Annotated in this window: 17 protein-coding genes and 1 riboswitch; of the genes, 6 read left to right on the plus strand and 11 right to left on the minus strand. The window is 61.3% G+C overall.

Annotated features, from left to right (window positions below):
• Positions 1 to 97: 97 nt before the first annotated feature.
• The 4 genes from BBOU_RS08575 to BBOU_RS08590 form a co-directional block, all read right to left on the minus strand.
• Positions 98 to 871: a DUF4190 domain-containing protein gene (locus BBOU_RS08575; protein ID WP_238552194.1), complete on the minus strand. Its 774-nt coding sequence runs from the start codon at positions 869 to 871 to the stop codon at positions 98 to 100.
• A 186-nt stretch (positions 872 to 1057) separates the two neighbouring features.
• Entirely contained in the window at positions 1058 to 3670 is a 2613-nt protein-coding gene (pheT, locus tag BBOU_RS08580) for a phenylalanine--tRNA ligase subunit beta (protein ID WP_026503275.1), read from the minus strand.
• Positions 3671 to 3677: 7 nt separating this feature from the next.
• Entirely contained in the window at positions 3678 to 4745 is a 1068-nt protein-coding gene (gene pheS / locus BBOU_RS08585; RefSeq protein ID WP_015451284.1) for a phenylalanine--tRNA ligase subunit alpha, read from the minus strand.
• 57 nt (positions 4746 to 4802) lie between these two features.
• Positions 4803 to 5711, minus strand: a complete 909-nt coding sequence (locus BBOU_RS08590) for a TrmH family RNA methyltransferase (protein WP_026503276.1) — start codon at positions 5709 to 5711, stop codon at positions 4803 to 4805.
• A 542-nt stretch (positions 5712 to 6253) separates the two neighbouring features.
• On the opposite strand from BBOU_RS08590, the gene BBOU_RS08595 reads away from it, so the two are divergent.
• A complete protein-coding gene (locus tag BBOU_RS08595; protein WP_026503277.1) occupies positions 6254 to 6826 on the plus strand; it encodes a TIGR01440 family protein in 573 nt (190 codons plus the stop codon).
• Between the two features lie 53 nt (positions 6827 to 6879).
• On the opposite strand, the gene BBOU_RS08600 is transcribed toward BBOU_RS08595, so the two are convergent.
• From BBOU_RS08600 to BBOU_RS08625, 6 genes are all read right to left on the minus strand, one after another.
• A complete protein-coding gene (locus tag BBOU_RS08600; protein ID WP_026503278.1) occupies positions 6880 to 7635 on the minus strand; it encodes a hypothetical protein in 756 nt (251 codons plus the stop codon).
• A gap of 56 nt (positions 7636 to 7691) precedes the next feature.
• A complete protein-coding gene (locus BBOU_RS08605) occupies positions 7692 to 8576 on the minus strand; it encodes a hypothetical protein (RefSeq protein WP_152595645.1) in 885 nt (294 codons plus the stop codon).
• Positions 8577 to 9155: 579 nt separating this feature from the next.
• On the minus strand, positions 9156 to 11693 hold the full coding sequence (locus BBOU_RS08610) for an ATP-binding cassette domain-containing protein (protein ID WP_161788254.1): 2538 nt from the start codon (positions 11691 to 11693) through the stop codon (positions 9156 to 9158).
• A 259-nt stretch (positions 11694 to 11952) separates the two neighbouring features.
• Positions 11953 to 12651: an ECF transporter S component gene (locus BBOU_RS08615; protein WP_238552196.1), complete on the minus strand. Its 699-nt coding sequence runs from the start codon at positions 12649 to 12651 to the stop codon at positions 11953 to 11955.
• A gap of 216 nt (positions 12652 to 12867) precedes the next feature.
• Positions 12868 to 13497 (minus strand): ECF transporter S component, encoded by a 630-nt coding sequence (locus BBOU_RS08620; RefSeq protein WP_033490509.1) that lies wholly within the window; start codon positions 13495 to 13497, stop codon positions 12868 to 12870.
• Positions 13498 to 13528: 31 nt separating this feature from the next.
• A riboswitch (TPP riboswitch) is annotated at positions 13529 to 13639 on the minus strand.
• A gap of 711 nt (positions 13640 to 14350) precedes the next feature.
• The gene (locus BBOU_RS08625; RefSeq protein ID WP_026503283.1) at positions 14351 to 15721 is read right to left on the minus strand and encodes a dipeptidase; all 1371 of its coding nucleotides are present in this window, start codon (positions 15719 to 15721) and stop codon (positions 14351 to 14353) included.
• A 175-nt stretch (positions 15722 to 15896) separates the two neighbouring features.
• Here BBOU_RS08625 and BBOU_RS08630 point away from each other — a divergent pair, with 175 nt between their 5' ends.
• The 5 genes from BBOU_RS08630 to BBOU_RS08650 all read left to right on the plus strand — a co-directional run bounded on the left by BBOU_RS08630 (position 15897) and on the right by BBOU_RS08650 (position 22359).
• Positions 15897 to 16523: a DUF3043 domain-containing protein gene (locus tag BBOU_RS08630; RefSeq protein ID WP_026503284.1), complete on the plus strand. Its 627-nt coding sequence runs from the start codon at positions 15897 to 15899 to the stop codon at positions 16521 to 16523.
• Positions 16524 to 16749: 226 nt separating this feature from the next.
• On the plus strand, positions 16750 to 18228 hold the full coding sequence (gene lpdA, locus BBOU_RS08635; RefSeq protein ID WP_026503285.1) for a dihydrolipoyl dehydrogenase: 1479 nt from the start codon (positions 16750 to 16752) through the stop codon (positions 18226 to 18228).
• Between the two features lie 151 nt (positions 18229 to 18379).
• Complete coding sequence (locus tag BBOU_RS08640) at positions 18380 to 19171, plus strand: DUF4191 domain-containing protein (RefSeq protein ID WP_026503286.1); 792 nt, start codon at positions 18380 to 18382, stop codon at positions 19169 to 19171.
• Between the two features lie 352 nt (positions 19172 to 19523).
• On the plus strand, positions 19524 to 20960 hold the full coding sequence (gene glnA, locus BBOU_RS08645) for a type I glutamate--ammonia ligase (protein ID WP_026503287.1): 1437 nt from the start codon (positions 19524 to 19526) through the stop codon (positions 20958 to 20960).
• A gap of 307 nt (positions 20961 to 21267) precedes the next feature.
• Positions 21268 to 22359, plus strand: a complete 1092-nt coding sequence (locus tag BBOU_RS08650) for an Mrp/NBP35 family ATP-binding protein (RefSeq protein WP_033490542.1) — start codon at positions 21268 to 21270, stop codon at positions 22357 to 22359.
• A gap of 101 nt (positions 22360 to 22460) precedes the next feature.
• On the opposite strand, the gene ligA is transcribed toward BBOU_RS08650, so the two are convergent.
• Complete coding sequence (gene ligA / locus BBOU_RS08655) at positions 22461 to 25250, minus strand: NAD-dependent DNA ligase LigA (protein ID WP_026503289.1); 2790 nt, start codon at positions 25248 to 25250, stop codon at positions 22461 to 22463.
• Positions 25251 to 25287: the final 37 nt, after the last annotated feature.

A 25287-nucleotide genomic window follows, 5' to 3' on the forward strand; every position in this document is an offset into this window, starting at 1 on the left:
TTCCCATGCATCATGGCTGTCGTAGTTGATATGACCAGTGTAGCATATCTATACAAGACAATGCATAATTATGCATAGGCGTGTCGTGCAGGTATGTTCAGGCGCTCAAGGAATCCGATCCGGAACCGCCGACACCATACAGCTGGCTACCCAACATCTGATACACGTCGGCAGACGTCACCCCATTGATGAGCATCCACGCCCATACCACTGTGAGTATGACATCAATGACGACCGCGGCAATGGCGAAACCACGGCCCTTCATGTGGAATGTCTTCGACCGCCATATGGACACCGCACCAAGGATAGCGGGGAGAATCGGCAGCCCGAGCAACGCGAACACGAATGAGACGATAGCCGACGTATCCCAACGCCCATACAGCGGGTTGGACCGCGGATCGTTCAAATCAATGCCGTGATAATAATTCGGCTCGTATCCCGGCTGGCCAGGGAGCGGACGGCCGTCAGGCGACTGCGGATAATAGCCCTGCTGACCGTACCCCGGATATTGGCCGGGGTATCCCTGATTGGGCCCATACCGGTTGGGCTGTTGGGGTTGGCCTGACTGACCTGACTGTGCGGCACCTTGCTGTCTGCCGGGTTGATCGTCCTGCCCGAAACCGAACATCGCAAAGGGATTTTGCATCTCTTGACCGGTGCTGTCACCGCCGCGTTGCACCGGTTTTACGGGTTCCTCGGCACGACCGAACTGGTAAGGATCGTAATTCTTCGGGAACTGACTACGCATCGCACCATATTCCGGGCCATCGTTGCGCGGCGCACCCGCGGCACCAGTCGTCGCCTGCGATTCCTCCCCAGCGGGTATCTGGTTTGCGGCAGGCATGGGTGATAGGCGATCAGGTTCAGTCATGGTTCCTCCTCGGGTACCGAGTATTCACAGCATATTCGCCTTGCGTATGACAAAGCACCTGCATGCCATCAGGTACACGTCTGCCGGCACTGGTTTCCCGGTACCGGCAGACGGTTTCAATCAGACAATTCGGTCGGTATGCCGTGCGTGCACCACGATAGCACTACAACACAGGCATAGTCTGGCTCAGGCTCGCAATTGCGCGCCCAGCTCAGCGGCAGCATCAGTGACGGCCTTACGGACCGTGACGCTGTCCTGGGAGTCGAAGGTCTTGTCCGCCGAACGGAAGACCACCGAGAAGGCGAGCGACTTCTTGCCCTCTCCCAGCTGGTCGCCGGTGAACACGTCGAACAGCTGGATGGATTCCAGCTGGTCACCGGCCGCCTTACGGATCGCGGCTTCCAGCTGGGCGGCGCTGACCGTGTCAGGAACGGTGAACGCAAGATCCTGCTTAACCGGCGGGAACGTTGAAATCGGCTTGGCTTGGACAGGCTTGCCGTCAAGCGTGGCGAACAACGCGGTCAGATTGAGCTCGAAGGCGGCAGTGTGCGCCGGGAATTCAAGTGCCTCATTGACATGCGGATGCAATTCGCCGACCATACCCACCACAGTGTCGCCGGCGAGCACCTTCGCGGCACGGCCAGGATGCCATTGCGTCGGAACGTCAGCAGCAGCCGGCTGCGATAGCGTCAGATGCGCACCAAGACGGTCACTGATCCGTTGCACGGCCTCGACCGCGTCAGACCAATCGACATCACGATGCACGCCAAGCCAGCCGCTCTCCTCCGCCTTGCCGGCAAGAATGCCCGCAACATGCAGCGGCTGATCCGGCAGACCTGCATCCAACGCCTTCAGCTGCGCCTCAGTCGGCTTGACACCGCCCGGCAGCGCCGGAATCGCTGGAGCGTTCGGATCCCACAGATAGACGTGGCCGATCTCGTACAGGCTGACATTCTCGATACCACGGCGCAGGTTGCGTTGCACCGTGTGCGCCAAGGTCGGCAGGACCTCACGACGCAGGAACGGACGATCGCCGGCCAGTGGATTAGCGATTTCCACGCTCACCGGCTTGATCGCGTCAGCGTCATAAGAGAACGCCTTGTAATCGGCGTCGCCGACGAATGGATAGCTGAGCGTTTCGACCATACCGTATTCGGCAAGCTCGTTGGCCACCTCACGGCGATGACGCTGGTCAGGGGTCAGGCCGACCGCACCGGACACCGGTGCCGGCGGCACCGTGGTCGGAATCTGATCGTAGCCGACCAGACGGGCCACTTCTTCGACCAAATCGCACGGCTCATTCAAATCAGGACGCCACGTCGGCGGGGTGACGGAGAATTCGCCGTTGCCGCCGCCGGCGACCATGCAGCCGATATCGGTAAGAATATCGCTGATCTTGTTGACCGGCGTGTCAAGGCCTGCGACGCGACGCACCTCGTCGGCCTTGAAGTGGATAGGACGACGGCGCGCAGGCGTGTTGTTCACGTCGGTAGGATGCTCCGAAGGCTCGCCGTTGCCGTACTTGGTCATCAATTCGGCAGCCATCTGCGCGGCAGCCGGCTGCAATGCGAAGTCCACGCCGCGTTCGAAACGCTTCGACGCCTCGGAAGGAATCTTGTGGCGACGAGCGGAACGCGCAATGGTCACCTGATCAAAATGCGCGGATTCCAGCAACACGTTCTTCGTCTCGGCGGTCACCTCACCATACAAGCCACCCATCACACCGGCGATGCCGAGGATGCGCGAGCCGTGCTGGCCGTTGGGCGAATCCGTGATCAGCAGGTCTTCCGGGCTCAAGTCGTGATCCTTGCCGTCAAGCGTGGTGAGCTTCTCACCTGCCTTGGCACGACGCACGACAATCGGGCCTTCAATCTTGTCCAGATCATAGGCGTGCATCGGCTGGCCCAGATCAAGCATCACATAGTTGGTGACATCCACAGCGAGCGAGATAGAGCGCATGCCGGCACGGATCAAACGGCGACGCATCCAGTTCGGCGTATGCGAGGACGGGTCGAAATTATGCACCGCACGGGCATAATAGCGGTCGCAGCCGGGGACGCCGTGAATCGGGTTGTCATCCTCAATCGACACTTCAATATCAGACGGGGTACCAGCGGCAACACCGGTCAGATCCGGGGCTTTGCGATTGAGCTCAACCACCGGATCGGTGAACTTCGCTCCTGTGGAATGATGATACTCGCGCGCCACACCGCGGTAGGACAGCGTGTACCCGCGGTCCGGGGTGATGTTGATCTCGAGGATCGGCTGGTCCAGATGCAGCAGGTGCATCGCGTCGTCACCGGGCTTGAGCGCCTCGTATTCGTCAGGCGTGAAGCCGTAGTTGCGCAGCAGGATGATACCGTCGTGGTTGTCGCCGAGCCCGAGTTCGCGCTCGGAGGCGCACATGCCGTCGGACATGTGCCCGTAGGTCTTGCGCGGTTCGATGCGGAAATCACCGGGCAGCACGGCTCCGGGCAGCGTGACGACGACCTTTTCTCCGGCGGCCATATTCGGCGCGCCGCAGATAATGCCGCGGGGCACCTTGTTGCCGTTCTCATCGACGGCATTGTACTTCTCGCCGACGTCCACGTGGCACCAGTTGATGGTCTTGCCGTTCTTCTGCGGTTCCGGCGTGGCATCCACCACGTAGCCGACCACGATCGGACCGGTCACCTGCGAGGCATGGATCTGCTCCTCCTCGAGGCCGACCTTGACGAGATCCTTCGCAAGCTGTTCGTATGTCAGGCCCTGGGGAACCTCGACATGTTCCTTGAGCCAGTCAATATCAACCATAGGCATGGGTCAATCACTCCCCCATTACAAACTGTTCGCTGAAGCGCACGTCACCTTCGACGAGGTCGTGCATGTCGTTGATGTCGTGGCGCAGCAGAAGCGTACGCTCCATGCCGACACCGAACGCGAAGCCGGTATAGACCTCCGGGTCAAGCCCCGCGGACTTGAGCACGTTCGGGTTGACCATGCCGCAGCCACCCCATTCGAGCCAGCCGGCGCCGCCCTTCTTGTCAGGGAACCACAGGTCGAGCTCGGCGCTCGGCTCCGTGAACGGGAAATAGCTCGGACGCAGACGGGTCTTGGCTTCCGGGCCGAACATGGCAACAGCCAGCTTGTCCAGCACACCCTTGAGATCCGCCATGGTCAGATGCTTGTCCACTGCGAGCGCCTCGCACTGGTGGAACACCGGCGTGTGCGTGGCGTCAAGCTCGTCCGTGCGGAACACACGGCCGGGAGACGCGATGTACAGCGGCACCCCGCGGGTGAGCAGGGCGCGCACCTGATCGGAGGAGGTCTGCGTGCGCAGCACCATGTTGGAGCCGACGAAGCCCGCGGCATCCTTGGCCTGATTACCTTTGACATAGAAGGTGTCCTGCATCTGGCGGGCAGGATGGTCAGGGCCGAAGTTCAAGGCGTCGAAGTCGTACCACTCGGTTTCCACTTCCGGGCCTGCGGAAATCTGCCAACCCATGGAAATGAAGAAGTCCTCGACATCTTCCATAAGCCTGGGCAGCGGATGGCGTGCGCCCAAGGGCTTACGGCGAACCGGCAACGTCATGTCGACCGTTTCGGCTGCGAGGGCGCGCTGCTCTTCTTCAGCCTTGATCTGCTGCTGCTTGGTGCCGAATGCACGCCCGAAATCGGCGCGCAGCTTGCCCATGAGCTTGCCGGCTTCCTTCTTCTGGTCGGCGGGGAGTGAGCCAATGGCCTTGCTCGCTTGCGTCATTGCCGATTCCGCACCCGCATACTGGGTTTTAATGGCTTTCAATTCCTCCGAGCTGGAGGCTTTTTCGATCTTCCCGATGCCTTCGTTGACCGCTGCGGTCACCGCCTGTGCATCGAATACCGCGCTCTGTGCCACGAGTACCCTTTCTTATTTCAGTGAAACGTCGCTCTTGCTCAAGCCGTTGTACCGTCTTCACATTTTCCCAATATGACTCGACATAGCCAAGCTCATGAGCATGACTGCCGCGCTTGTCGCCAGGTTCAGCGATTCAGCCTTCCCGTAAATCGGGATGGCGACAACGCGGTCGGCTCGCTCGACCAGACCAGTCGGCAAACCACGCGCCTCGTTGCCGAATAGCACGGTAAGCAGACGGGCGGAATCCTGCAGGGAGTGTTCCAACATATGGCCACGCTCTCCCAACAGGCTTGGCAGCTGTTCGGGGGGACGCGACGGGGTTCCGTGTACGTCGGCGGCGACCAGCGTGCTGTGCTGTTCAGCGCACCAAGCGAGGAAAACCTCGGTGGTCATGGTCAATACGGGCACGTGGAACAGGGATCCGGCGGTGGCGCGGACGACTTTGGGATTGAAGCGGTCGACGCTGTCATCCACGAAAATCACGGCGTCACAGCCGGCGGCATCGGCGGCGCGAATCACGGTGCCCGCGTTGCCGGGGTCGCGCACCTGCCAGAACGCGGCGACCATGGGATGATCCGACCAGTCGAGGTCTTCGGGGTCGTCTTGCATACGTTCGGTCAGGCCGATGGCGGCGATGCCTTGGCAATCCCCGCTGATCTGACGCATGACCTGGGCGGTGGCGCCGTGGATGTACAGGCCGCCCTGCTGGCCCGCCCGCGGGTTGTCAAGCGCCTCGCGGTAGATTTCGGCGATGGTCTGGTTCGCGGGCTGCGGGTCGTCCCCGCTCATCTGCACGTACAGGTCGGTCACGGCGTCGGGACGCCAACGAATCGCTTCGCGTACGGATTGCGGGCCTTCGATAAGGAAGCGCCCGGAGCGTTCACGCTGCGACTTGGACTCCAAGCCTGCGATCTTGCGCACGCGATCGGCATGCGGATTGCTCAGTATCTCATTGTTCAACGGCATACCGCCCACTGTACGCGGCGGCGGCTACCTGGCGTGGCGTGCGAGGATCTGCTCACACGGCGGGCATCTATCACACCTCAGGCCACCCGCACAGCATCCAACCGGGCCAACGTGTGAGGATTCACTCGCATGATGACCAACTAACACTCCCCCAGGCCACCCGCACGCGCTCAACCAGGCCACTGTGTGAGCGGATTCTCACACAATGACGGGCGGAACAACCAAACCAGCAGAATCCTTCACCCAACTAGGTCACTATGCGAGCGGATCCTCACACAGTGACCGGTAAAGACCTGCAATACCAAGAATTAAAGAAGACAAGGGGCCAACATGTGAGGATTCACTCACACGATGGACACTGTTACAAGCCGCAATTATGGGAGAACACTTCCGCGCAGCTTGCATTCCCATTGCGTAACACTGGGATGGTTCTACCGATTTACCTGAAAGAAGCCGGGAATTCGCATCATGAATGATGATTGGTTTGACCGCAGGTGAACCGCAGGGGCGGTGTGCAACGACGCGCTAGTACAATCGGCGGTATGCAGACACAGGATTTCGAACAGATCAGGCAGCAGACAGCGCAGGCGGTGCGTGAGGTTCTCGAGGCGGCGCACCTGTCGGCCGGGGATATTTTCGTCATCGGATGCTCGTCCAGCGAAGTGCTCGGCGAGCAGATCGGCACCCACACGTCCATGGATGTGGCGCCGTACCTGTTCGAAGGCGCCCAGTCGGTGCTGAAGCCGGCGGGAATCTTCCTCGCCGCGCAATGCTGCGAGCACCTCAACCGTGCGCTGGTCATCGAACAGGAATGCCTGGAACATTACGGTTTCGACCAGGTCAACGCGATCCCCCAGCCCAATCATGCGGGCGGCGCGTTCGGCACCATCGCCTACCGGTCGTTCGACCATCCGGTACTGGTCGAGGATATCCAAGCCAAAGCGAAAGCCGGCATCGATATCGGCGGCACGCTCATCGGCATGCATATCCACCCGGTGGTTGTTCCGCTGCGCATTTCCATCGATATGATCGGCAAAGCGCATATCATCTGCGCGCGTTACCGTCCGAAGTACATCGGCGGCAGCCGGGCGATCTACGATGAAAAGCTAATGTAAAGCACTGACAGCCTCTAGTCACGGGCCTTATCGGGAAACCCGTAAGCCCGTGACTATTCGGCCGCCCCAGTCGTCTTGCCGAGCAGCCCGAAGTCAACAGTGGACATGAATATCGTCTGCGTGAGCATCGTACGATAATTCTCACGGACATCGGTAGCGGTACCATCGCCGTTCGTCTGGATATGACGAAGGAAATCAACCATCAGGCATGAGAATAGGATCACCGCTTCTTTCGGATTGCTGCACACCATGCGAATAGACGGCTCCCACATATCCCACAGCTGATTGCCATGTGCAACCGTGGTTCTCCAGCTTCCGCCAAGAATCCGATGCGACCCATTGCCGACCATTGAACCGACGACAGTGTCGGCAATGCCTTGAATGTCAAGATCAGCGCCATCCGGGTAAACGTTCCGGTACCCGAACCGCACGAGACCCGCCACACTGTAATCTTGCATATTGAGCAGATACTGGTCCAACGCGGGGCCCATCACCCAACGGCTGCCATCGGAGCCCATCACCGTGTCAAGACGCAAACCCGAAGGCACCCCCGAGTACACTGCCGCATACTGCGCGGCATACGCGGCAATAAGAGCCACAGGATCCGCCATCTCACTGACCTGAACAACACCATTGATCGAGCACATCCGCTCAAGACGCGCGTAGAACGGCCCCTCAGCCACAGCCAAGCCATGCAACAGGTCGCGCTGCTTCTCCTTACGCACCCGCGCGAAATAGATCCTGTCTTGCAAGGTCGGCTTGGGCATCGGCTTTGCATACGCCGGCCAGCCGGTCGTTGGTTCGTTCATTATCCCTGCTTTCTCTTTGATGATTTGGTTTGTGGTTGGGTGCCGTGCGGGGGCCGCTAGAACCTCCGCCCCCGGTACACGACATCCTTGAACGTATGCCAGTTACACGCATCCCAATACGCCCGCAGGAACGCCGCATCCGGCTCATACCAGTCACGCCCGCGATTGAAGAACACATGCCTTGCGTTCACCCGCCGTTCGCCAACCGGGCGTGCAAAATCCTCACGGACCTCACGCCACCCATACGCGGCGCCGTCGTAAATGAACCCGCCCATGGTCCCGCTGCCGCCGCCATGCGGATTATGCGCCACCGGCACCCTCCACAGCACGGACCGGCCAGCGTCATCGATTGTCACCTTCCCGCCCGGCTTCACCTGCCGGGCGAACCCCCCGGGCGACAAACCAGCCGCATACGCGTACTCCCCCTCGGACGGGACACGCACACGATACCGGGTCAACGGCACATCCCACGGGCCAACCAAGCCGCCCTCACGCACCTTCAAACCAGACCTGTCAACATCATCCCAGGTCACACCATCCGGCCACACGCCACCATACGACAGCCAACGGCGGTAATACACCCGCAGCATCGCCGCCAAGACTTGCAGCATCCCCCTGTCCGGCTCCACCGTCTCACCCGACAGGCCTACATCACCGAAATCCGCCTCATACCAGCCGGCCGGCACATCCCTTACCCGCAGCATGGCATTCACACGATACTCCTGAATGCCTTCGTCACTGAATTTCCAATCAACATCCATCAACATCGGCACCCCCCGCCACACATACTGGTATCGATGAAATCTAGCCTGAGTAAGCAGCGCCTCGCCGCCATCACCGACAACCCAATACCGGCAATGCTCCAGATCTACGCCCAACGCGCGCAGACCATTCATCTCCCGCGGAGACAACAACGTGAACGGACCCTCGACCCTCACCACGACAACCTCTTCCCACCCCAACACAAGCGTTAGGACTCGCTGTTCTTCAACCTTCTTTTCTCTTGACGGTACCGGAATGTCTCACACGTCTCGGTAACGACAAGCGCGACACTCCACATTTCAACAACGTCAAACCTTTGACTTTTTTTCGCTCTCATCCCAGCAGCTTCAACATGCCATATATCAGAGCAGCACGCTAACTACTCCGACACGTCCCTCAGATCATGTCCCAAATGTTGCCACATGCAACACCACGACTGAGAGCGCCCGACGCAGAACCAACGCCGATCTCCTGCGCGCCCAAGGCGGCAGAGAACACATATCTTGTCTTTTCGTAGTACCTTCGGAAGCGTTTCTTCATTATCGGGGTCTGCACATGTCCAACACCGCAAGTACATCACGCGGAATATCAACACACCTACCGCCGAATCCGGATACAACGAACCCTGCTAAGCGCGTTATCTTCCGGCAAGTACTACAGATATCGCAGATAACAGCAGATCTGCGGCCCCTCTGTGTATCACACCGATGCGTCATCGGGCACCGGGAAGACCTCCACATCGTTCACCATGACTGCGATCACTTGCCGCCAAAGAAGCTGAACGCGCCACACCACACCGACACCGCGAGCGCAATCATCGGCACCGCGAAGCAGCACACGAGGAACACCCGGTCGCGTGTCCCGCTCATGCTGACGCGCGCGTGGCTGCGAGGCCCGTCGCCGCCGAATCCACGCGCCTCCATCGCGGTCGCCAGCGTGGTCGAACGCCTGATGGACAGCACCAGCAACGCGAACGCCTGTGGGAAGAACGCCTTGAACGCGTTGTCGTCACCGAGTCCGCGCGAACGGCGTGACGCGGTGAGCGCCGCCCAGTCGTCGCGCAGAACGGAGAACAGGCGCATGCCGGCGAGCCCGCCATAGACGAATCGGTCCGGCAAATGCAGAATCTGGCTGAACGCGTCCGCCAGATCGGTCGCGTCAATGCCCAACACCAGAATAATCGCGGGAATACCCACCGCCAGAATGCGCAAGCCGGTAGCCAAAGCAAGCCACGCCGACCGTTCACTGACGGTGATCATGCCCCAATGCCACCAGACAGCTCCCCCCTGTTTGCCGTACAGCAGTACAGCGAGCGCCGAACCTGGCGCCCCGATGAATACCGGCCACGTGGATTTGACGACCCGCAACGGTTTGAGCCCGAGACAGGCGAGCGCCAGGAATTCGATGACAAGCGCGGTGCATGCGGACACCCAGTCGAGGCTGAAAATAAGCGGCAGCGAGGCAAGCAGAGCGCCGAAGAGCCGGTAGGCGGGGTTGATGGATGCGATGACGCTTGACCTGCTGGAGGCACGCGGCTGTTCGTGACGTTCGTTGACCGGGCTGACGCGGATGGTCTGCTCGTCATCCCATTGGCCTTGCCCGCCTTGCGGGATGAGTTCGATGACGCGTGCGCCGAGCGCGGTGACAAGCTCATGGTCGTGAGTGACGACGATGATGCTGACGCCATCGCCGCGCAGCCCGTGGATGAGGTGGACGATCTGCATCCAAGTACGGCGGTCCTGCCCGAACGTGGGTTCGTCAAGAATCAGCACGCGTGGGGCGGCGGCGAGCGCTGCAGCCACGGTGAGCCGGCGTTTTTCGCCTCCGGACAGCGTGTACGGGTTGACGTTCTCGTACCGGCTGAGGTTGAAGCGTTCAAGCAGGTCGTGCGCGCGGCTGCGGGCTTCGTCGGGCGCGATGCCGGTGCGCAGCGGCCCGAGCATGACTTCGTCGATGACGCTGCCCCGGGCGAACTGGTGTTCGGGGTTTTGGAAAACGTAGGAGATGCGGGAGGCGAGTTCGGTTGATTTCCAGTTGATCGGCTGGGTGCCGTGCGCGGTGCCGGCGAGTTCACGGCTGGCGTTAACGGAGCCTTCGAGCGGTTTAAGCAGTCCGGCAAGGGTCAAGGAAAGTGTTGATTTTCCGGCGCCGTTCGCTCCCACGAGCGCGGTGATCTGCCCGGGTTTGAACGCGAGGTTGATGTCGCGTGCGATGGCGTCTTCACTGTGCCCGATACCCAGACCGCTGGTGGTCAGGATCGGCTCGCCGGTGCCGGTCGCCGGATCGTATTCGGGTTCGCTGTCGGTGTGGATGCGTGTGATGGCGTCTTCGGAGCGCTGGTAGCGTTTGGGTAGCCAGATGCCGAGGCCGGCGAAATCGATGCTGCGGTCGGAGAATATCTCGTCCGGGGTGCCGTCGGCAATGATCACCGTACGCTGGTCGCCGTGGCGGCCCACTTCGGCTTCGTCGCCCTGCTGGGTGATGACAGTGCCGTTGCTTGGTTCGCCCTGTTCGTCGGATTCCGCTGTGTCCCCCGCTCCTCCAGTTTCCCCGGTCTTGCTCGCAGGCTGGCTGTCTTGCAATCCGAGAACGATGACCCTGTCGATCATGTCAATCCATGGTTCCGCACGGTGTTCCACGAGCATCATAGTCGCATGCGTACTGTCAAGCACATTGCGCACCGCGCCGACAATCTGGTCCACACCATCCGGATCAAGGTTGGCAGTGGGCTCGTCCAACAGCAGGACGCCGGGCTGCATGGCGAGCGCTCCCGCAAGGGCGAGGCGCTGCATTTGCCCGCCGCTCAAGTGCATGGTGGAACGGTCAAGCTGGATGCCATGCATGCCGACCGCGTCGAGGCTGTCGCGGACGCGCTGCCAGATCGCTTCGCGTGGCACGTTGAGATTTTCCGGACCGAAGGCGACATTGTCGCCGAGCCGTTCGAAAATCGCCTGCGCATCCGGGTCCTGCAATACGAGGCCGACGCGTCCTCTGGCCTGGCTGACGGGTGTGCCGTCAACAGTGACGCTCCCCTCGGTCAACCCGCCGTCCGCGTCGATGGTGCTGGTGGTGCCGTTGGCAGCGGTGTTCACGCTTTCGATATCGCCGCCGAGCAATCCGGCCGCGCCTTCGAGAATGGTGGATTTCCCTATGCCGGAAGCCCCAAGCAGCAGTACGCGCTCACCGGGTTCGATGCTCAGGTTGAGGCCGCGGACGGCGAAGTGGCGGCGTGAAGCATGCCGGTAGCCCCAATCATGGAATTCGAGGCGTGCCGGTTGTGTCGATACTGCCGTCATCGTGCTGCTGTTGTCGTGTTCGCTTGACTTCATCGCGTCCTGTGTCCTGCCGTCTTCGAATGCGCTGGCGCGGAACCGTTGCCCGGCCGCTGTTCGTTACTGTATCGCGAGCCGCCGTCCGCCGGTCTCGGTTCCGCCGCCGCGCCTGTTGCGTTGTCGTACTGCTGTACCGCCGCTGCTGTTGTACTGTATTGCTTCACACCTCAACAGTTGCCTGCCAAGGCGCTTCTGCCGGGCGGAGTCATTGCTCCGCCAAGGTTCAGGCCGTGGCCCGCACTTCGCGCCCGGAAGCGAACTTGTCAAGCGCACCGGTCCGTGCGATCGCACGATACAGGTACCACACCACGATGCCGGCGAACACGATGCCGGAAATCACGGACGTGACTAGATAGATGGTGATGTACTGCCCGGTGAACGCCTGGCCGCGCATGAAAATGTCATGCAGCCACACGGCGACCCCGGCGAACGCGCCGGACAGCATGGTGATCGGCACGTTCCACACGCGGTACAGCACTATGAGGAACGCGAGTTCGGCGAACGCGCCCTGCATCAGCGATGTGCTGAACGTGTCCATGCCCGTCCACTGGTTGCCCATCAGGCTTTCGATGATCCCGCCGAGCAGTTCCGCGTACGTGGCGGCGCCGGGCTTGCGTACGATGACCGCCGCCAAGGGGCCGGCGAACAGCCACAAACCGTTATAGATGCCTTGGAATCCGGGCATGACCAGACCGATCAGGTCGCCGACGCCCAGTGAGTAAATCAGGGACACCAGCCAGAAAATCAGTGCGCTGGCCACGCCGATCACCGACGCGACGGCGATATCGACGACACGCCATCTCAGGCTGGGGCGACCCGCTGCGACTGGGGTCGCCTCGGGTTGCGGCGCGGGGGCCGAATTGCCAGTAGATGTCGCTGTGGCGATGGATGTGTTGGATGTGTTCGAAGAGTTGTTGCTCATATTCATGTCTTCCTATGCGATGCCGGATTTCGATGATGCCCGGCACGGGGTGGTATATCGCTGCAATGATCCCGAAACCGCCCGCCCATATTGGTGGCGGGTCTTATGCCGCTGACTTGCGAAGCCGTATCGGCGCTCCGCCGCAAGCCCCGGGGATTCAGACGCTGACGCTTTCAGATGGTGCTATCAGACGGTAATTTCAGACGGTGTTGTCTCTCAGGCGCTGATACCGCGCACTTCACGCCCTGACACAAACTTGTCGAGCGCACCCGTCCGCGCGATCGCACGGTACAGGTACCACATGAGGATGCCGGCGATCAGCAGGCCAGACACCACAGTGGTGATCAGGTAGACAATGCCGTAGGACCCGGCAAGATTGATGCCCTGAAGATTCTCGATAAAGCTGTACGCCCAGCATCCGACCCCGGACAGCGCGCCGGACAGGGTGACAACCGGCAGGGTCCACTTGCGGTAGCGCACAATCGCGAACGCAAGCTCCGCGCACACACCTTGCACCAAGGCGATGAGGAATGTGGCGAGACCGCCCCACATGTTGCCCATCAACGCTTCAAGAATGCCGGCGACGACCTCCGCATACACTGCGGCGCCCGGCTTGCGCACGATGATAGCGGCCAAGGGGCCTGCGAACAGCCACAATCCGTTGAACAGGCCGGGCAGACCGGGGACGACCGCGTCCAGTGCGGTCCAAGGTGCGGCGGTCAGCAGGGCGACCAGCCAATAAATCAGCGCGCTGGCCACGCCGATCACCGATGCGACGGCGATGTCGACGACGCGCCACTTGAGATTCACTGTGGATGATGCTGCGGTATTCGCAGATTGTGCCATGATTTGTGCCTTTCTTGAACGGTTGTTCTCAGGCACGGGAAGAGCGACGTCCGTGCGCCGGCATTGCCCGGTTCACGTTCATTCGGTCGGAGGAAACCCCCATCTCAGCCTGGCGCTCAGCCAAGCCCCCGTGTCGATTGCTCAGTCTAGGGGCACCCCATGATTTTGCGTGATTCCGCGTGATTCTGCATGCGGCATCACGCGGGAGCGGTGGTCTTCCCTTCCCAACCTACGCCTGGCCGGAACCAGTGGCTCGCAGATACGCCAGTATTTTGGATTCCCAGCAACCCACACCACACAGGAACCGCCAATCCCGGCCAACCCGCAACGCTGACCGTCGACGAAGTGCCAGCAAGCTGACAGGCTGCGAGCGGCAGGCTGGTGGAGGTCGTTATGCGAGCGAATCTGTGCTGTTATGTATGCCAGAACATGCGCAACATGACATTTTGCCCTGCAACCAACGAGCAACACCAGCCAATCCACCCTCTGACGCATGTCGAGACATACGCAGCATCACGAACACACCTCAACCAGCTCCCCGAACCAACCAATCAGCACCGTTACGAATGCCCGGACACGCGCAACGCAACAGATACCCCACAGACAACGACTCCGCCGGTCGACCTGCACCATCACGCGTGTCAGGACATACACAACACCACAGATACCCCACAGTCAGCAGCCATCGCCAGACATCACTACAACTTGCGCATGCTCAGACATACGCAACCACCCGCAACCACCCAAAAGACGGCAGCACCGACACCGGCATCCACGCCAGCACCGGCACCACCGCCTCACCAGACAAAACGACACGCGATCGATCACTTCGACCGCGACATCCGCCGCCGCATCACTGCCCGAGTTTGGCGAGCAGCAGCGCCTCTGCGACCACGTTCTTCTTCAACCCAGGCAGACTGACCGACTCGTTAGGGCTGTGGGCATTGGATTGCGGGTCTTCAGGCCCGGTCACCAGCACCTGCGCCTTCGGGAAGATCCGCTGCAATTCAGGGATGAACGGAATGGAACCGCCCTCACCCTTGTTGATCGGCTCCACGCCGAACGCCTCACGCATGGCGACGAGTGCATCCTCGGTCGCTTCGGCGTCAGGGTCCATGGCCCACCCCATGCCGTTGTCCAGCGGGGTCACGGTCACACTCGCACCGAATGGCGCGTGCTCGGTGAGGAAATCGGCAACCGCCTGCTGCGCCTCTTCAGGTCGTTGACCGGGGGCGGTGCGCACGGACAGGCGGAATCGTGCCTCGTTGGCGATCACGTTAAACGATCCGTCAACCGGGTGCGCGTCGAATCCGATGACCGTGGCGCTCGGCTTGGTCCACAAGCGGGAAGCGAGCGAACCGGTGCCGGCGAACCGGTAGCCGGGCACGAGGGATGTGTCGGAACGCACCTTGTCGGGGTCGAGATCCTGCTGCAGGCCGCCGATCGGTTCCTGAGAGAGCAGTCCGGGGATGTTGAGCTCGCCGTCGGCGTTGTACATGGACGCGATGAGCATGGCGGCGAGCGTGTTCGCGTCGAGAATCGGTCCGCCGTATTGTCCGGAGTGGACGGGATGGTCAAGGACTTTCACGCTCACGTCAAGCGTGGTGTTGCCACGCAGGCTGGTGGTCAGGCTGGGGATGTCCGGGGTCCAGTTGCCGGAGTCCGCGACAATGATGACGTCGGATTCGAATTCGTCGCGATGCGCTTCGATGAAGGGGATGAAGCTGCGCGATCCCATTTCCTCTTCGCCTTCGAAGAACACCTTGATATTGACGTGCAGGTCATCGCCGAGCGCCTTGAGCGCGCCGGAGTGGATGGCGATGCCGCCGCCGTCGTCGCACGTGCCGCGCCCGTACAAGCGGTCGCCCACCTGGGTGGCGGTGAAGGGATCGTCGATATCCCAGTCCGCTGGATTCGGCGCGGGCTGTACATCGTGGTGCGCGTACAGGAGCACGGTGGGTGCATCCGGGTCGACGATATGCGAGCCGATGACCTCCCACGCGCCCGGGGTGCCGTCCGGGTTGGTGGACTGTTCGACATGCGCATCGATACCGACCTTGCGCATTTCGCCGGCGACGAATTCAGCCGAACGCTTCATATGCTCGCCGGTGATGCCTTGCGCTGACACGGCTTTAAGCGCGATCTTCTCTTTGAGCAGGTCGACGATCCGGGTCCAGTCGGCTTCTACGCGTGCGCGGACGGTCTGTTCATTCAACGCGGTCATGGGTTCTCCTTATATATCTGCTCATCGTGTGTGCGATGTGTGATGTGTCGCCGCCGCGCACCATCCGAGTACCGCGATACCTTGGCGTCCGGCCGTGCCCATCGGGCTGGTTTTCGGCGGTTCCGGGGCGGATTGCCGGGCTGCGAGCGTCTAGTGGTCACCGTAACCTGCAAGCATGACATGGAACCCGTTCAAGAAGACCACCGACGAGCAGCCGGCCGAGCAGGATGAACCGGCCGCGTCGAAGGAATCAGGCGCGAAAACCACTGAGGGCAAGGGGCGTCCGACCCCCAAACGCAAGGAAGCACAGGCGAAGAACTTGCGTCCGCTTGTTCCCAAGGATCGTCAGGCGAGTGCGAAGGCCGCCAAGCAGCGGATTCGTGCGAGGGAAGACGCGGAATACGAGGCGATGCAGAACGGTGACCTTCGCCACATGCCGAAGTCGGAGCAGCTGCCGTGGCGCGTGTATATCCGCGATTATGTGGACGCCCGTTACAATCTGGGCGAATTCTTCATTCCGGTGATCGTCGTGATGATGGTCGTCATGATGGTGTTCAGCTCCCGCAGTCCGCAGGCGGTAATCGTCCTGACGATTCTCATGTACGCGTATCTGTTCGCGGTGATCATCGACATCGTGGTGATGTGGCGCAAGCTCAAGAAGAAACTGGTCGCCAAATTCGGCGACCGTGCGGTGGCCCGCGGTTCGCGCTCGTGCATGTACGCGTGGAGCCGGTCAATCCAGATCCGCCGGTGGCGTCTGCCCAAGCCCACCTCCCCGAAGCGCGGCAACTGGCCTGACTGAGAGTTGCTCGGTCACGTTCTCGGATTCAACTGACAACCCCGTTGCGGTATTCACGCCGCAGCGGGTTTGTTATATTCGCTGCATGTTGCCCGCCGGCTGCCGCTCGCTTCGCCACAGGCGGATATAGGCGGCAGGTAGAAGCGTCACCCTAGACTGGGAGGCATTGCAACCTGAACCAAGGTCCGGCGCACACGGCAGCGCGGCGGGCCATGTGCGAGGAGGCCATATGAGTGAACATGCCGACATCGTCATCATCGGGGCCGGACCGGGCGGATACGCCACTGCATTGCGTGCCGCACAACTGGGCAAATCCGTCGTACTGGTTGAGCGGGACGCCACCCTCGGCGGCACATGCCTGAACCGCGGGTGTATTCCATCCAAGGCGTTGTTGACCGCCACCCGCACTATCGGCATGGTCGGCCGCGCCCAGCAGCTTGGCATCAATGCTACGCTCAACGGCGTGGATTATGGCGCGTTGCGCGATTACCGGCTGCGCGTGGTCGACACGATGACCAAAGGATTGGCCGGTCTGCTCGCCCATCGCAAGGTCACGGTCATCCATGGGCAGGCCGAATTGACGGACCATACCACAGTCACCATCGCCCCCAGTGCCGGGAAGCAGCAGGTGCAGCGCTTCCGCAACGCCGCAGTCCCGGAGGACGCCGGGCAAACGCTGGTCATCAACGCGGATCATGTGGTGCTGGCCACCGGCTCGGAACCCAAGCCGCTGCCAGGCCAGCCGTTCGGTGGGGCACTCATCGATTCCACGCAGGCGCTGGCACGCAACCAGTTCCCGTCCAGTGCGGTCATTATCGGCGCCGGGGCGATCGCCATCGAATTCGCTTCCATGTGGCATGCCGCCGGGACCGATGTCACCATGCTGATCCGCAAAGACCGGCTGCTGTCGGCGTGGGACCGTAGGACGTCCATGGCGTTGACCCGTGAATTGAAGCGGCATGGCATCACCATCATCGACCACACCTCCGTGAGTCATGTCGATACGGGAGTCAATCTCGGCGCGACCGTCCATTACACGCGTGGCGTTGACGCGACGGACCACACCGCGTATGGCGAAGTCGTGCTCGCCGCGATCGGCAGGACACCGAATACGGCAAGCCCGTGGTTCGAAAAGAACGGCATCGCCCTGACCGACGGCGGTTTCGTCGTCACCGACGCTTACGGACGCACCAATGTGTCCGGCATCTGGGCGGTCGGTGATATCACGGTCGGCCCGGCCCTCGCCTACCGCGCGTACGAGCAGGGTATCGTCATCGCAGAGTCGATCGCCGGGCTCAATCCCCAGCCGATTGACGATGACGCCGTGCCGCAGATTGTGTTCTCCACGCCGGAGGTCGCCTCCGTCGGTATGACGCTTGATGAGGCGCAGAAGCGCGACGATGTGCTGGAAGTCAAGGAAACCATATACCCGATGCTGTCGAACGCGCGCATGCTGATGAGCGGCTCCGCGGGTTCGATGTCCGTGGTCAGCGGCATGCGGGCGAGCGACCCGGACACGGAGGTGATTCTCGGCGTGCACATGATGGCCCCCGTGGCCAGCGACCTGATCGCCGAAGCCCAGCAACTGGTCGGCAACCATGTGCCGCTCAGCCAGGCGGCGCGGCTCATCCACCCGCATCCAACCTTCAGCGAGACGCTCGGCGAAGCGATGCTCAAGGCGGACGGGCGGCCGTTGCATACCCGCTGACAACACTGCGGTACCGTACGACCGACAACAGGCGGGCAGCGAACGACTATCGCGGGCGGCGATGTGGCTGCCCGCAGGCAACATCGCGCTTCCATGCCGTTTGGTAAAGTGGTGCTCAGTGTGTCCGTTTCCCAGAAGATAAGGATCGCAAATGGCAGACAAGGATGAAAAGAGCAACGGCGGCAATCGCCGGAACATGGTCAAACAGATTATCGCCCTGTTCAAGTTCACCTATAAAGAGGACAGGATGCTGCCCTGGCTGGTTGCCGGAGCGTTCCTTGCGCCGATTGTCGTCGCGATTGTGTTGGGCATCGTGTTCCACTGGTCGGTCATCGCTTGGATTCTGCTCATGATCACCGCGGTCATGCTGGGCGCGCTGTTCTTCACCATGGTGCTCACCAACCGCGCCGATCGTGTCGGCTATGCGAAGCTTGAAGGCCAGCCGGGCGCCGCCATCGGCGTGCTGGGTAATATCAGTCGCGCCGGTTACACCTTCCCGCAGGAGCCGGTGTGGGTCGATCCGAAAACCAAGGATATGATCTGGCGCGGAACCAGCAATTCCGGTATTTATCTGCTCGGTGAGGGCGACGAACAGCGCATCAACCGCGCCATGGACCGCGAGGAACGCAAAATCAAAGGCGTCACCGCAGGTTCATCCATTCCGGTCTACCGCATCTGCGTGGGCACCGGTGAACATCAGGTGCGTCTGAAAGACGTGCGTCGCGCCGTGCTCAAGTGCAAAAGCTACGAACCGACCCATCACAAGCTGTGGATTGCGAAGAAACTCCACCCACGCTCCCGTTTCTACCTGACCAAGACCGAGCTCAACACGCTCAACGAGCGTCTGCGCACCCTGCAACTCAAGCAAGGTTACGGCGTGCCCAAGGGCATCGATCCGACGCGCGCCCAGCATATCAGCCGTCGTGCGTTGCGCGGTCGCTGATCGCCGCTCGCAATACTGCCAATGCCCGGTTGGACTGCCGTCCGGCCGGGCATTGGCGTAGGTGACGGGTGGTTCCATCACCATGCAAGCAATGTGAAACGAGCAGCGCAGCCGATGCTCAGTCATCACCACAACCAGCCGTGAAATACGCCGGCAACAACCCGTATGTCCATGTTTCGAACGGCAAATCAATGAAATTCGACCGGATGTTAACAACAAAAACCGCGAGTTTCCAACGTTTTCACCCAAATGTTACCGAAGTACGAAACATGTTCGTAACGCAAACGGCGAGTGGGCGAAACCGACGAACCTAGACTTGAAGCCTGTAAGTTCACATGAAAGGAGCGGTCCCTTGACTGCACTCGAAACCAAAGCAGACGTCGAGGCCCTGATTAACCAAGAGGGCGTTGAGTACGTCTCCGTTCGCTTCACCGATCTCATCGGTATTCAGCAGCACTTCACGGTTCCCGCCAGCGAGTTCCTCAAGGATGCATTCACCGACGGCATGCCGTTCGATGGTTCCTCTGTCCAGGGCTTCCAGGCGATCAACGAGTCCGATATGAAGCTGGTGCCGGATGTCTCCACCGCATTCATCGACCCGTTCCGCAAGCACAAAACGCTCGACGTGGCCTTCTCCATCGTCGACCCGATCACCGATGAGCCGTACTCCCGCGATCCGCGCCAGGTCGCAGGCAAGGCTGAAGCTTACCTGAAGTCCACCGGCATCGCCGATACCGCGTCCTTCGCGCCTGAAGCCGAGTTCTTCATCTTCGACAAGGTGCGTTACGAGAACAGCATGCGCCGCTCCTTCTACGAGGTCGACTCCATCGAGGCTCCGTGGAACTCCGGCGTTGACACCGAAGATGACGGCACCCCGAACATCGGTTTCAAGAACCGCGTCAAGCGCGGCTACTTCCCTGTCCCGCCGAACGACCACTACCAGGATCTGCGCGACGACATGGTTGCCAACCTGCAGAAGGTCGGCCTGATTCTCGAGCGTTCGCACCATGAGGTCGCGGGCGCCGGCCAGCAGGAGATCAACTACCGCTTCAACACCCTGCAGCACGCGGGCGACGACCTGATGAAGTACAAGTACGTCGTTCACGAGACCGCAGCCCTCGCCGGCAAGGCCGTGACCTTCATGCCGAAGCCGATCGCAGGTGACAACGGCACCGGCATGCACTGCCATCAGTCCCTGTGGAAGGACGGCAAGCCGCTGTTCTACGACGAGAAGGGCTACGGCGGGCTTTCCGATATCGCTCGTTGGTACGTTGGCGGCCTGATCAAGCACGCTTCCTCCGTGCTCGCCTTCACCAACCCGTCGCTGAACTCCTACCACCGTCTGGTTCCGGGCTTCGAGGCTCCGGTCAACCTGGTGTACTCCGCCCGTAACCGCTCCGCCGCCATCCGTATTCCGCTGGCTGGCACGAGCCCGGCTGCCAAGCGTATCGAGTTCCGCGCTCCGGATCCGTCCTCCAACCCGTTCCTCGCCTTCTCCGCACAGCTGATGGCAGGCCTCGACGGTATCCTCAACCACATCGAGCCGCCGGCTCCGGTTGACAAGGATCTCTACGAGCTGCCGCCGGAAGAGCATGAGGGCATCAAGCAGGTGCCGGGCTCCCTTGGCGAAGCGCTCGACGCTCTCGAGGAAGATCACGACTTCCTGACCGCCGGCGACGTGTTCACCGACGATCTGCTGGAGACTTGGGTTGACCTCAAGCGCGGCGAAATCGACCAGGCTCGCCTGCAGCCGACGCCGCTCGAGTACGAGCTGTACTTCAACATCTGATTCTCGCTGATCAGTAACCGGAAAACGGGAAGCAAGTTTGCGCTTGCTTCCCGTTTTTCGTATGCGTGCGACGTTCGTGATCTACGTGCGACCGTATGAAATCGTTATCATTGTGGACTATCGCCCACGAACGATAGCCGCAATACGCTCGTAGCCACTGGCGTGGCGGACAGAAGCGCGCTACGGTGTTCAAGGACAATCAGGAGGAACCATGGCACACACCCCGACTTCCCGGCAGGCGACGGACAAGCATGACGGCGCGACGACAGCAATCGCCGACAATCAGCCGAATGCCGTTGAACTTGCGATGTTTCACCGATTAAGCAAGATCATCGACCCGGAATTGGGACGTTCCATCACCGATCTGGGGATGATCACCGCCATCCAAGCGACGCCGCGGGATGCACACCCATCCACGTTCGACGTCACTGTGCATGTGGAACTGACCGTCGCCGGATGCCCGTTGTCGAAAACCATCACGAGCCAAATCAACAGCGCCGTGGAATCCTACCCGGAGGCGACGCTCATCCCCCATATCGAAGTGAGCGCGATGAGCCAGGACAAGCTCGCGGATCTCGTCGCCCAGCTCAAGGCCGAACGCCGGCAGAACCCGTTCACCAAGCCTGGCGTGCACACGCGGATCTTCGCAATTGCTTCCGGCAAGGGCGGAGTCGGCAAATCCTCGGTCACCGCGAATCTCGCCGCCACATTCGCAGCGCTCGGCTACGATACCGCGGCCATCGACGCGGACATCTATGGGTTCTCGCTTCCGCGGCTGTTCGGCGTGCACACGCAGCCTACCAATCTGAACGGCATGCTCATGCCGGTGGTCTCGTGGGGCGTCAAACTCATGTCCATCGGCATGTTCGCCGGTTCCGAGCGCGCGATCTTGTGGCGCGGGCCACGCTTGCAACGCTCGCTGGAACAATTCCTGTCGGATGTGTGGTGGGGAAGCCCGGACGTGCTGCTGCTTGATATGGCTCCCGGCACCGGGGATATGGCGATTTCGGTCGCGCAGACCTTGCCGAACGCGGAACTCGTGGTGGTGACCACGCCGCAGCCGAGCGCTTCGGAAATCGCGGTACGTTCCGGTCTGGTCGCCTTGCAAGTGCCGATGAAGGTGCGCGGCGTCGTCGAGAATATGAGCTATTTCGAACACAAAGACGAACGGCTGGAAATCTTCGGGCACGGCGGTGGGAAGCGTGTCAGCGAGCAGCTCACCCATGCGCTCGGCTATGATGTGCCGCTGCTCGCCCAGTTGCCGCTCGAACCGGAAATCCGTGAAATCGACGATTCCGGGCGTCCTGCGGTACTTGACCCGTCCGGCAAACTCGCCGACACCCCACTCGCCGCTCAATTCACTACCCTCGCCCAATCCCTCATATCCAGCGCGCAGTGAGCAGCCCCGCACACAGCGTCACCACCATCGGTAGAAGGTCATTGTGCTGCTTCTGCCGACGCTCAGCACCGTCTAAGCGTCGGCAGAAGGTTGGAGTGAGGTCAGTTGGTGAGTTCAGGTTGGAGTGCATCTGCTGTTCCAGCGTCGGCGTGAACCGCCGGCTCCCCCGGTTCGCCGGTATCCAGCAGGTGATGGAACTGGGCTTCGTCGAGAATCGGCAATCCGAGTTCCTCGGCTTTCGTTGCTTTCGAGCCCGGATTCTCACCGACCACCACGTACGTGGTTTTCTTGCTGACCGACCCCGAAGCCTTACCACCGTGCGATACGATGGCTTCTTTCGCAGAATCCCTGCTGAAATCCTCCAACGATCCGGTCACGACCACCGTCATGCCGGCCAAGGTCTGTGGATCGGTGTTTTTGTGCTCGATCTGTCCCACACCGGCGGCTTTCCACGCGGTGAGGATCCTGCCACGCCAATCCCCCGGCTCGCGTGATTTGGCGAACCAGTCGACCACGGAACTGGCGATCTCCTCGCCAATACCGTCGATTTCGGTCAAATCTTCAACGCTCGCCTGTTCAATCGCTTCAAGTGAGCCGAAATGGTCGGCAATCGTACGGGCGGTCGGCGGGCCAAGCCGCCTGATGGACAATGCAACCAGCACACGCCACAAGTCCGCCTGCTTGGCTTTATTGATTTCGTCAAACAGCTTGTACGTGTTCTCCATCGGCCGCACATACACCGGCTGGTGCACGACCGTCCCGTTACGCAGGGTCCGGGTCAGCTCATGCACGATATGCGCGTCCCGCGGCACGGCATACCCCGGGTAGGATTCCAGATCGTCCCCGCGCGCGTTCGCCTGTTCGATCGCCTTCTCGCTGGTCGCGGCTCTCGCGTTGGTCGGCGTCGTCCAGAACGCCGGTACCTGATGCCACAGGCCTGACCCGCCGATCCGCCGCCGGATCTTGCGTTTCTTCCCGTTGCGGCCAATCTGTTCGCGCACTTCGATAATCGGCGCTTCACGCCACACCCGTACGTCACGCAACATCTCGGCGTCCAGACCGAACAGCCCCGCTTCACTGGACAATACCGGCGTTTGCATGGCCGGCAGTTGCAAGCCCTCGACCGGCTCGTATGGCTCGGGCTCTTGCCCCGGTTTCACTTCGATTTCCGTTCGGTACGGATCGTAGGATGCCACGGAATCCGGCCGGTTCTCCTCCGGATTGGTCAACGCAATCGCGCTCTGGTCGCCCAGATGCTCGATGTCGAACGCCTTGCGCGACCCCAAGTTGATGATCCGCTCGGTCAGCTGCGCCGGGCAGGATTCGACATTCGGGCAGCGGATGTCCTTGTCACCCTCCTTCGCCGGGGCAAGCACCGCTCCACAGGACGGGCAACGCGTGGGCATCACGAACTCATGCAGCTGCCCTTCCCGGCCTTTGCGCCGTTCCAGCACCGGCCCGACAAGCTCCGGAATCACGTCGCCCGCCTTGCGCACGACCACGGTGTCACCGATGAGAATGCCCTTGCGCTTGACCTCGAACGGATTATGCAGCGTGGTGCGTGCGACCGTCGACCCGGCGACATACACGGGTTTGAGCACGGCGACCGGCGTGACGCGTCCTGTCCGTCCGACCTGCACGATGATGTTGAGCAGTTCGGTGTTGACCTCCTCCGGCGGATACTTGTAGGCGATCGCCCAGCGGGGCGCGCGCGACGTGGCGCCCAGCCGACGCTGCAACGCCAGATCATCGACCTTGACGACAATACCGTCGAGCGCATGTTCGATATCCCCTCGATGCTCGCCGTAATAGTCGATCATGTCGAGAATCTGGCTGAAATCCGTAACCTCCCGATTATGCGGGGAAACCGGAATCCCCCACTTCTTGTACAGGTCGTACGCCTGCGACTGGTCGTCCACCTGGTCGTGCCCCTGATGCGCGCTTCCCCCGCCCCAACGCAAAGTGCCCAAGCCGTGCGCGTAGAAGCTCAATCGTCTGGTCGCGGTGATTCGCGGATCCTTCTGCCGGAGCGACCCCGCCGCCGCGTTGCGCGGATTGGCGAACGGGGCGTGCCCCTCATCCTCGTTGCGTTCGTTGAGCGCGTGGAAATCATCCCAACGCATGAACACTTCGCCGCGAATCTCCACGAATTCAGGGATATCCGAAGCGGGACCGGCGAGATTCTGCGGAATCGTTGCAATCGTGCGCACGTTCATCGTGATATCCTCACCGATGACGCCGTCGCCGCGCGTCAGGCCTTGTTCGAGTACGCCGTTGCGGTAGATGAGATTCAAAGCCAGACCATCGATCTTGACTTCGCAGGTCATCGGCAGCGGCTTGCCTTCCGGCCATTCGAGGTCCTCCCGCACGCCGTCGTACCAGTCGCGCAGCTCCTCAATGGAGAACACGTCGTCCAGGCTCATCATCCGAGAAGGGTGACGGACCGACACGAAATCATTGGAAAACGCTCCGCCGACACGGTGCGTGGGCGATTGCGGGGAATCAAGCGAAGGGAACGCGGCCTCCAAGCGTTGCAGGCAGCGCATGCGCGCGTCATAGGCGGCGTCCGAGGAAACCGGCGAATCGTCGATATAGTAGGCGACCTGGTCGCTTTCCACCCAAGCGGCGACCTTCGCCCACAGCCGTGCCGCCGCATCCGCGTCCATGGCACCGACATCGAGGCGGTCGAGCCGCAGCGCATCCTCATCATCGGGCTGGAGAGCGGCAATCCATGCCACCGTGCCGGGCGCGAACCGGCGGGTCCCCTCATCTGCGGCCACCGGAACGCTGCCCCCCGGATGCGTGCCGCTAGCTTCGGCAGTCTCCGGGGCATCAAAATCCCACGCCAACTGCTCGCTTTCAGTCTCGCGCTTGCCATCAGCAGCATTCATCGCCCAGCCCACCAATCATCGGTTCAAGACAGGATGT

The sequence above is a fragment of the Bifidobacterium boum genome (genome assembly GCF_000741535.1).
Classification (GTDB): domain Bacteria; phylum Actinomycetota; class Actinomycetes; order Actinomycetales; family Bifidobacteriaceae; genus Bifidobacterium; species Bifidobacterium boum.

What these genes read in the sequence shown, in the direction of transcription:
- BBOU_RS08590 (WP_026503276.1), bottom strand. Translation starts at nt 5,711, where the DNA reads ATGCCGTTGAACAATGAGATACTGAGCAATCCGCATGCCGATCGCGTG.
- pheT (WP_026503275.1), bottom strand. Translation starts at nt 3,670, where the DNA reads ATGCCTATGGTTGATATTGACTGGCTCAAGGAACATGTCGAGGTTCCC.
- ligA (WP_026503289.1), bottom strand. Translation starts at nt 25,250, where the DNA reads ATGAATGCTGCTGATGGCAAGCGCGAGACTGAAAGCGAGCAGTTGGCG.
- BBOU_RS08610 (WP_161788254.1), bottom strand. Translation starts at nt 11,693, where the DNA reads ATGACGGCAGTATCGACACAACCGGCACGCCTCGAATTCCATGATTGG.
- BBOU_RS08600 (WP_026503278.1), bottom strand. Translation starts at nt 7,635, where the DNA reads ATGAACGAACCAACGACCGGCTGGCCGGCGTATGCAAAGCCGATGCCC.
- lpdA (WP_026503285.1), top strand. Translation starts at nt 16,750, where the DNA reads ATGAGTGAACATGCCGACATCGTCATCATCGGGGCCGGACCGGGCGGA.
- BBOU_RS08640 (WP_026503286.1), top strand. Translation starts at nt 18,380, where the DNA reads ATGGCAGACAAGGATGAAAAGAGCAACGGCGGCAATCGCCGGAACATG.
- BBOU_RS08595 (WP_026503277.1), top strand. Translation starts at nt 6,254, where the DNA reads ATGCAGACACAGGATTTCGAACAGATCAGGCAGCAGACAGCGCAGGCG.
- BBOU_RS08620 (WP_033490509.1), bottom strand. Translation starts at nt 13,497, where the DNA reads ATGGCACAATCTGCGAATACCGCAGCATCATCCACAGTGAATCTCAAG.
- BBOU_RS08575 (WP_238552194.1), bottom strand. Translation starts at nt 871, where the DNA reads ATGACTGAACCTGATCGCCTATCACCCATGCCTGCCGCAAACCAGATA.
- BBOU_RS08650 (WP_033490542.1), top strand. Translation starts at nt 21,268, where the DNA reads ATGTTTCACCGATTAAGCAAGATCATCGACCCGGAATTGGGACGTTCC.
- BBOU_RS08630 (WP_026503284.1), top strand. Translation starts at nt 15,897, where the DNA reads ATGACATGGAACCCGTTCAAGAAGACCACCGACGAGCAGCCGGCCGAG.
- BBOU_RS08625 (WP_026503283.1), bottom strand. Translation starts at nt 15,721, where the DNA reads ATGACCGCGTTGAATGAACAGACCGTCCGCGCACGCGTAGAAGCCGAC.
- BBOU_RS08615 (WP_238552196.1), bottom strand. Translation starts at nt 12,651, where the DNA reads ATGAGCAACAACTCTTCGAACACATCCAACACATCCATCGCCACAGCG.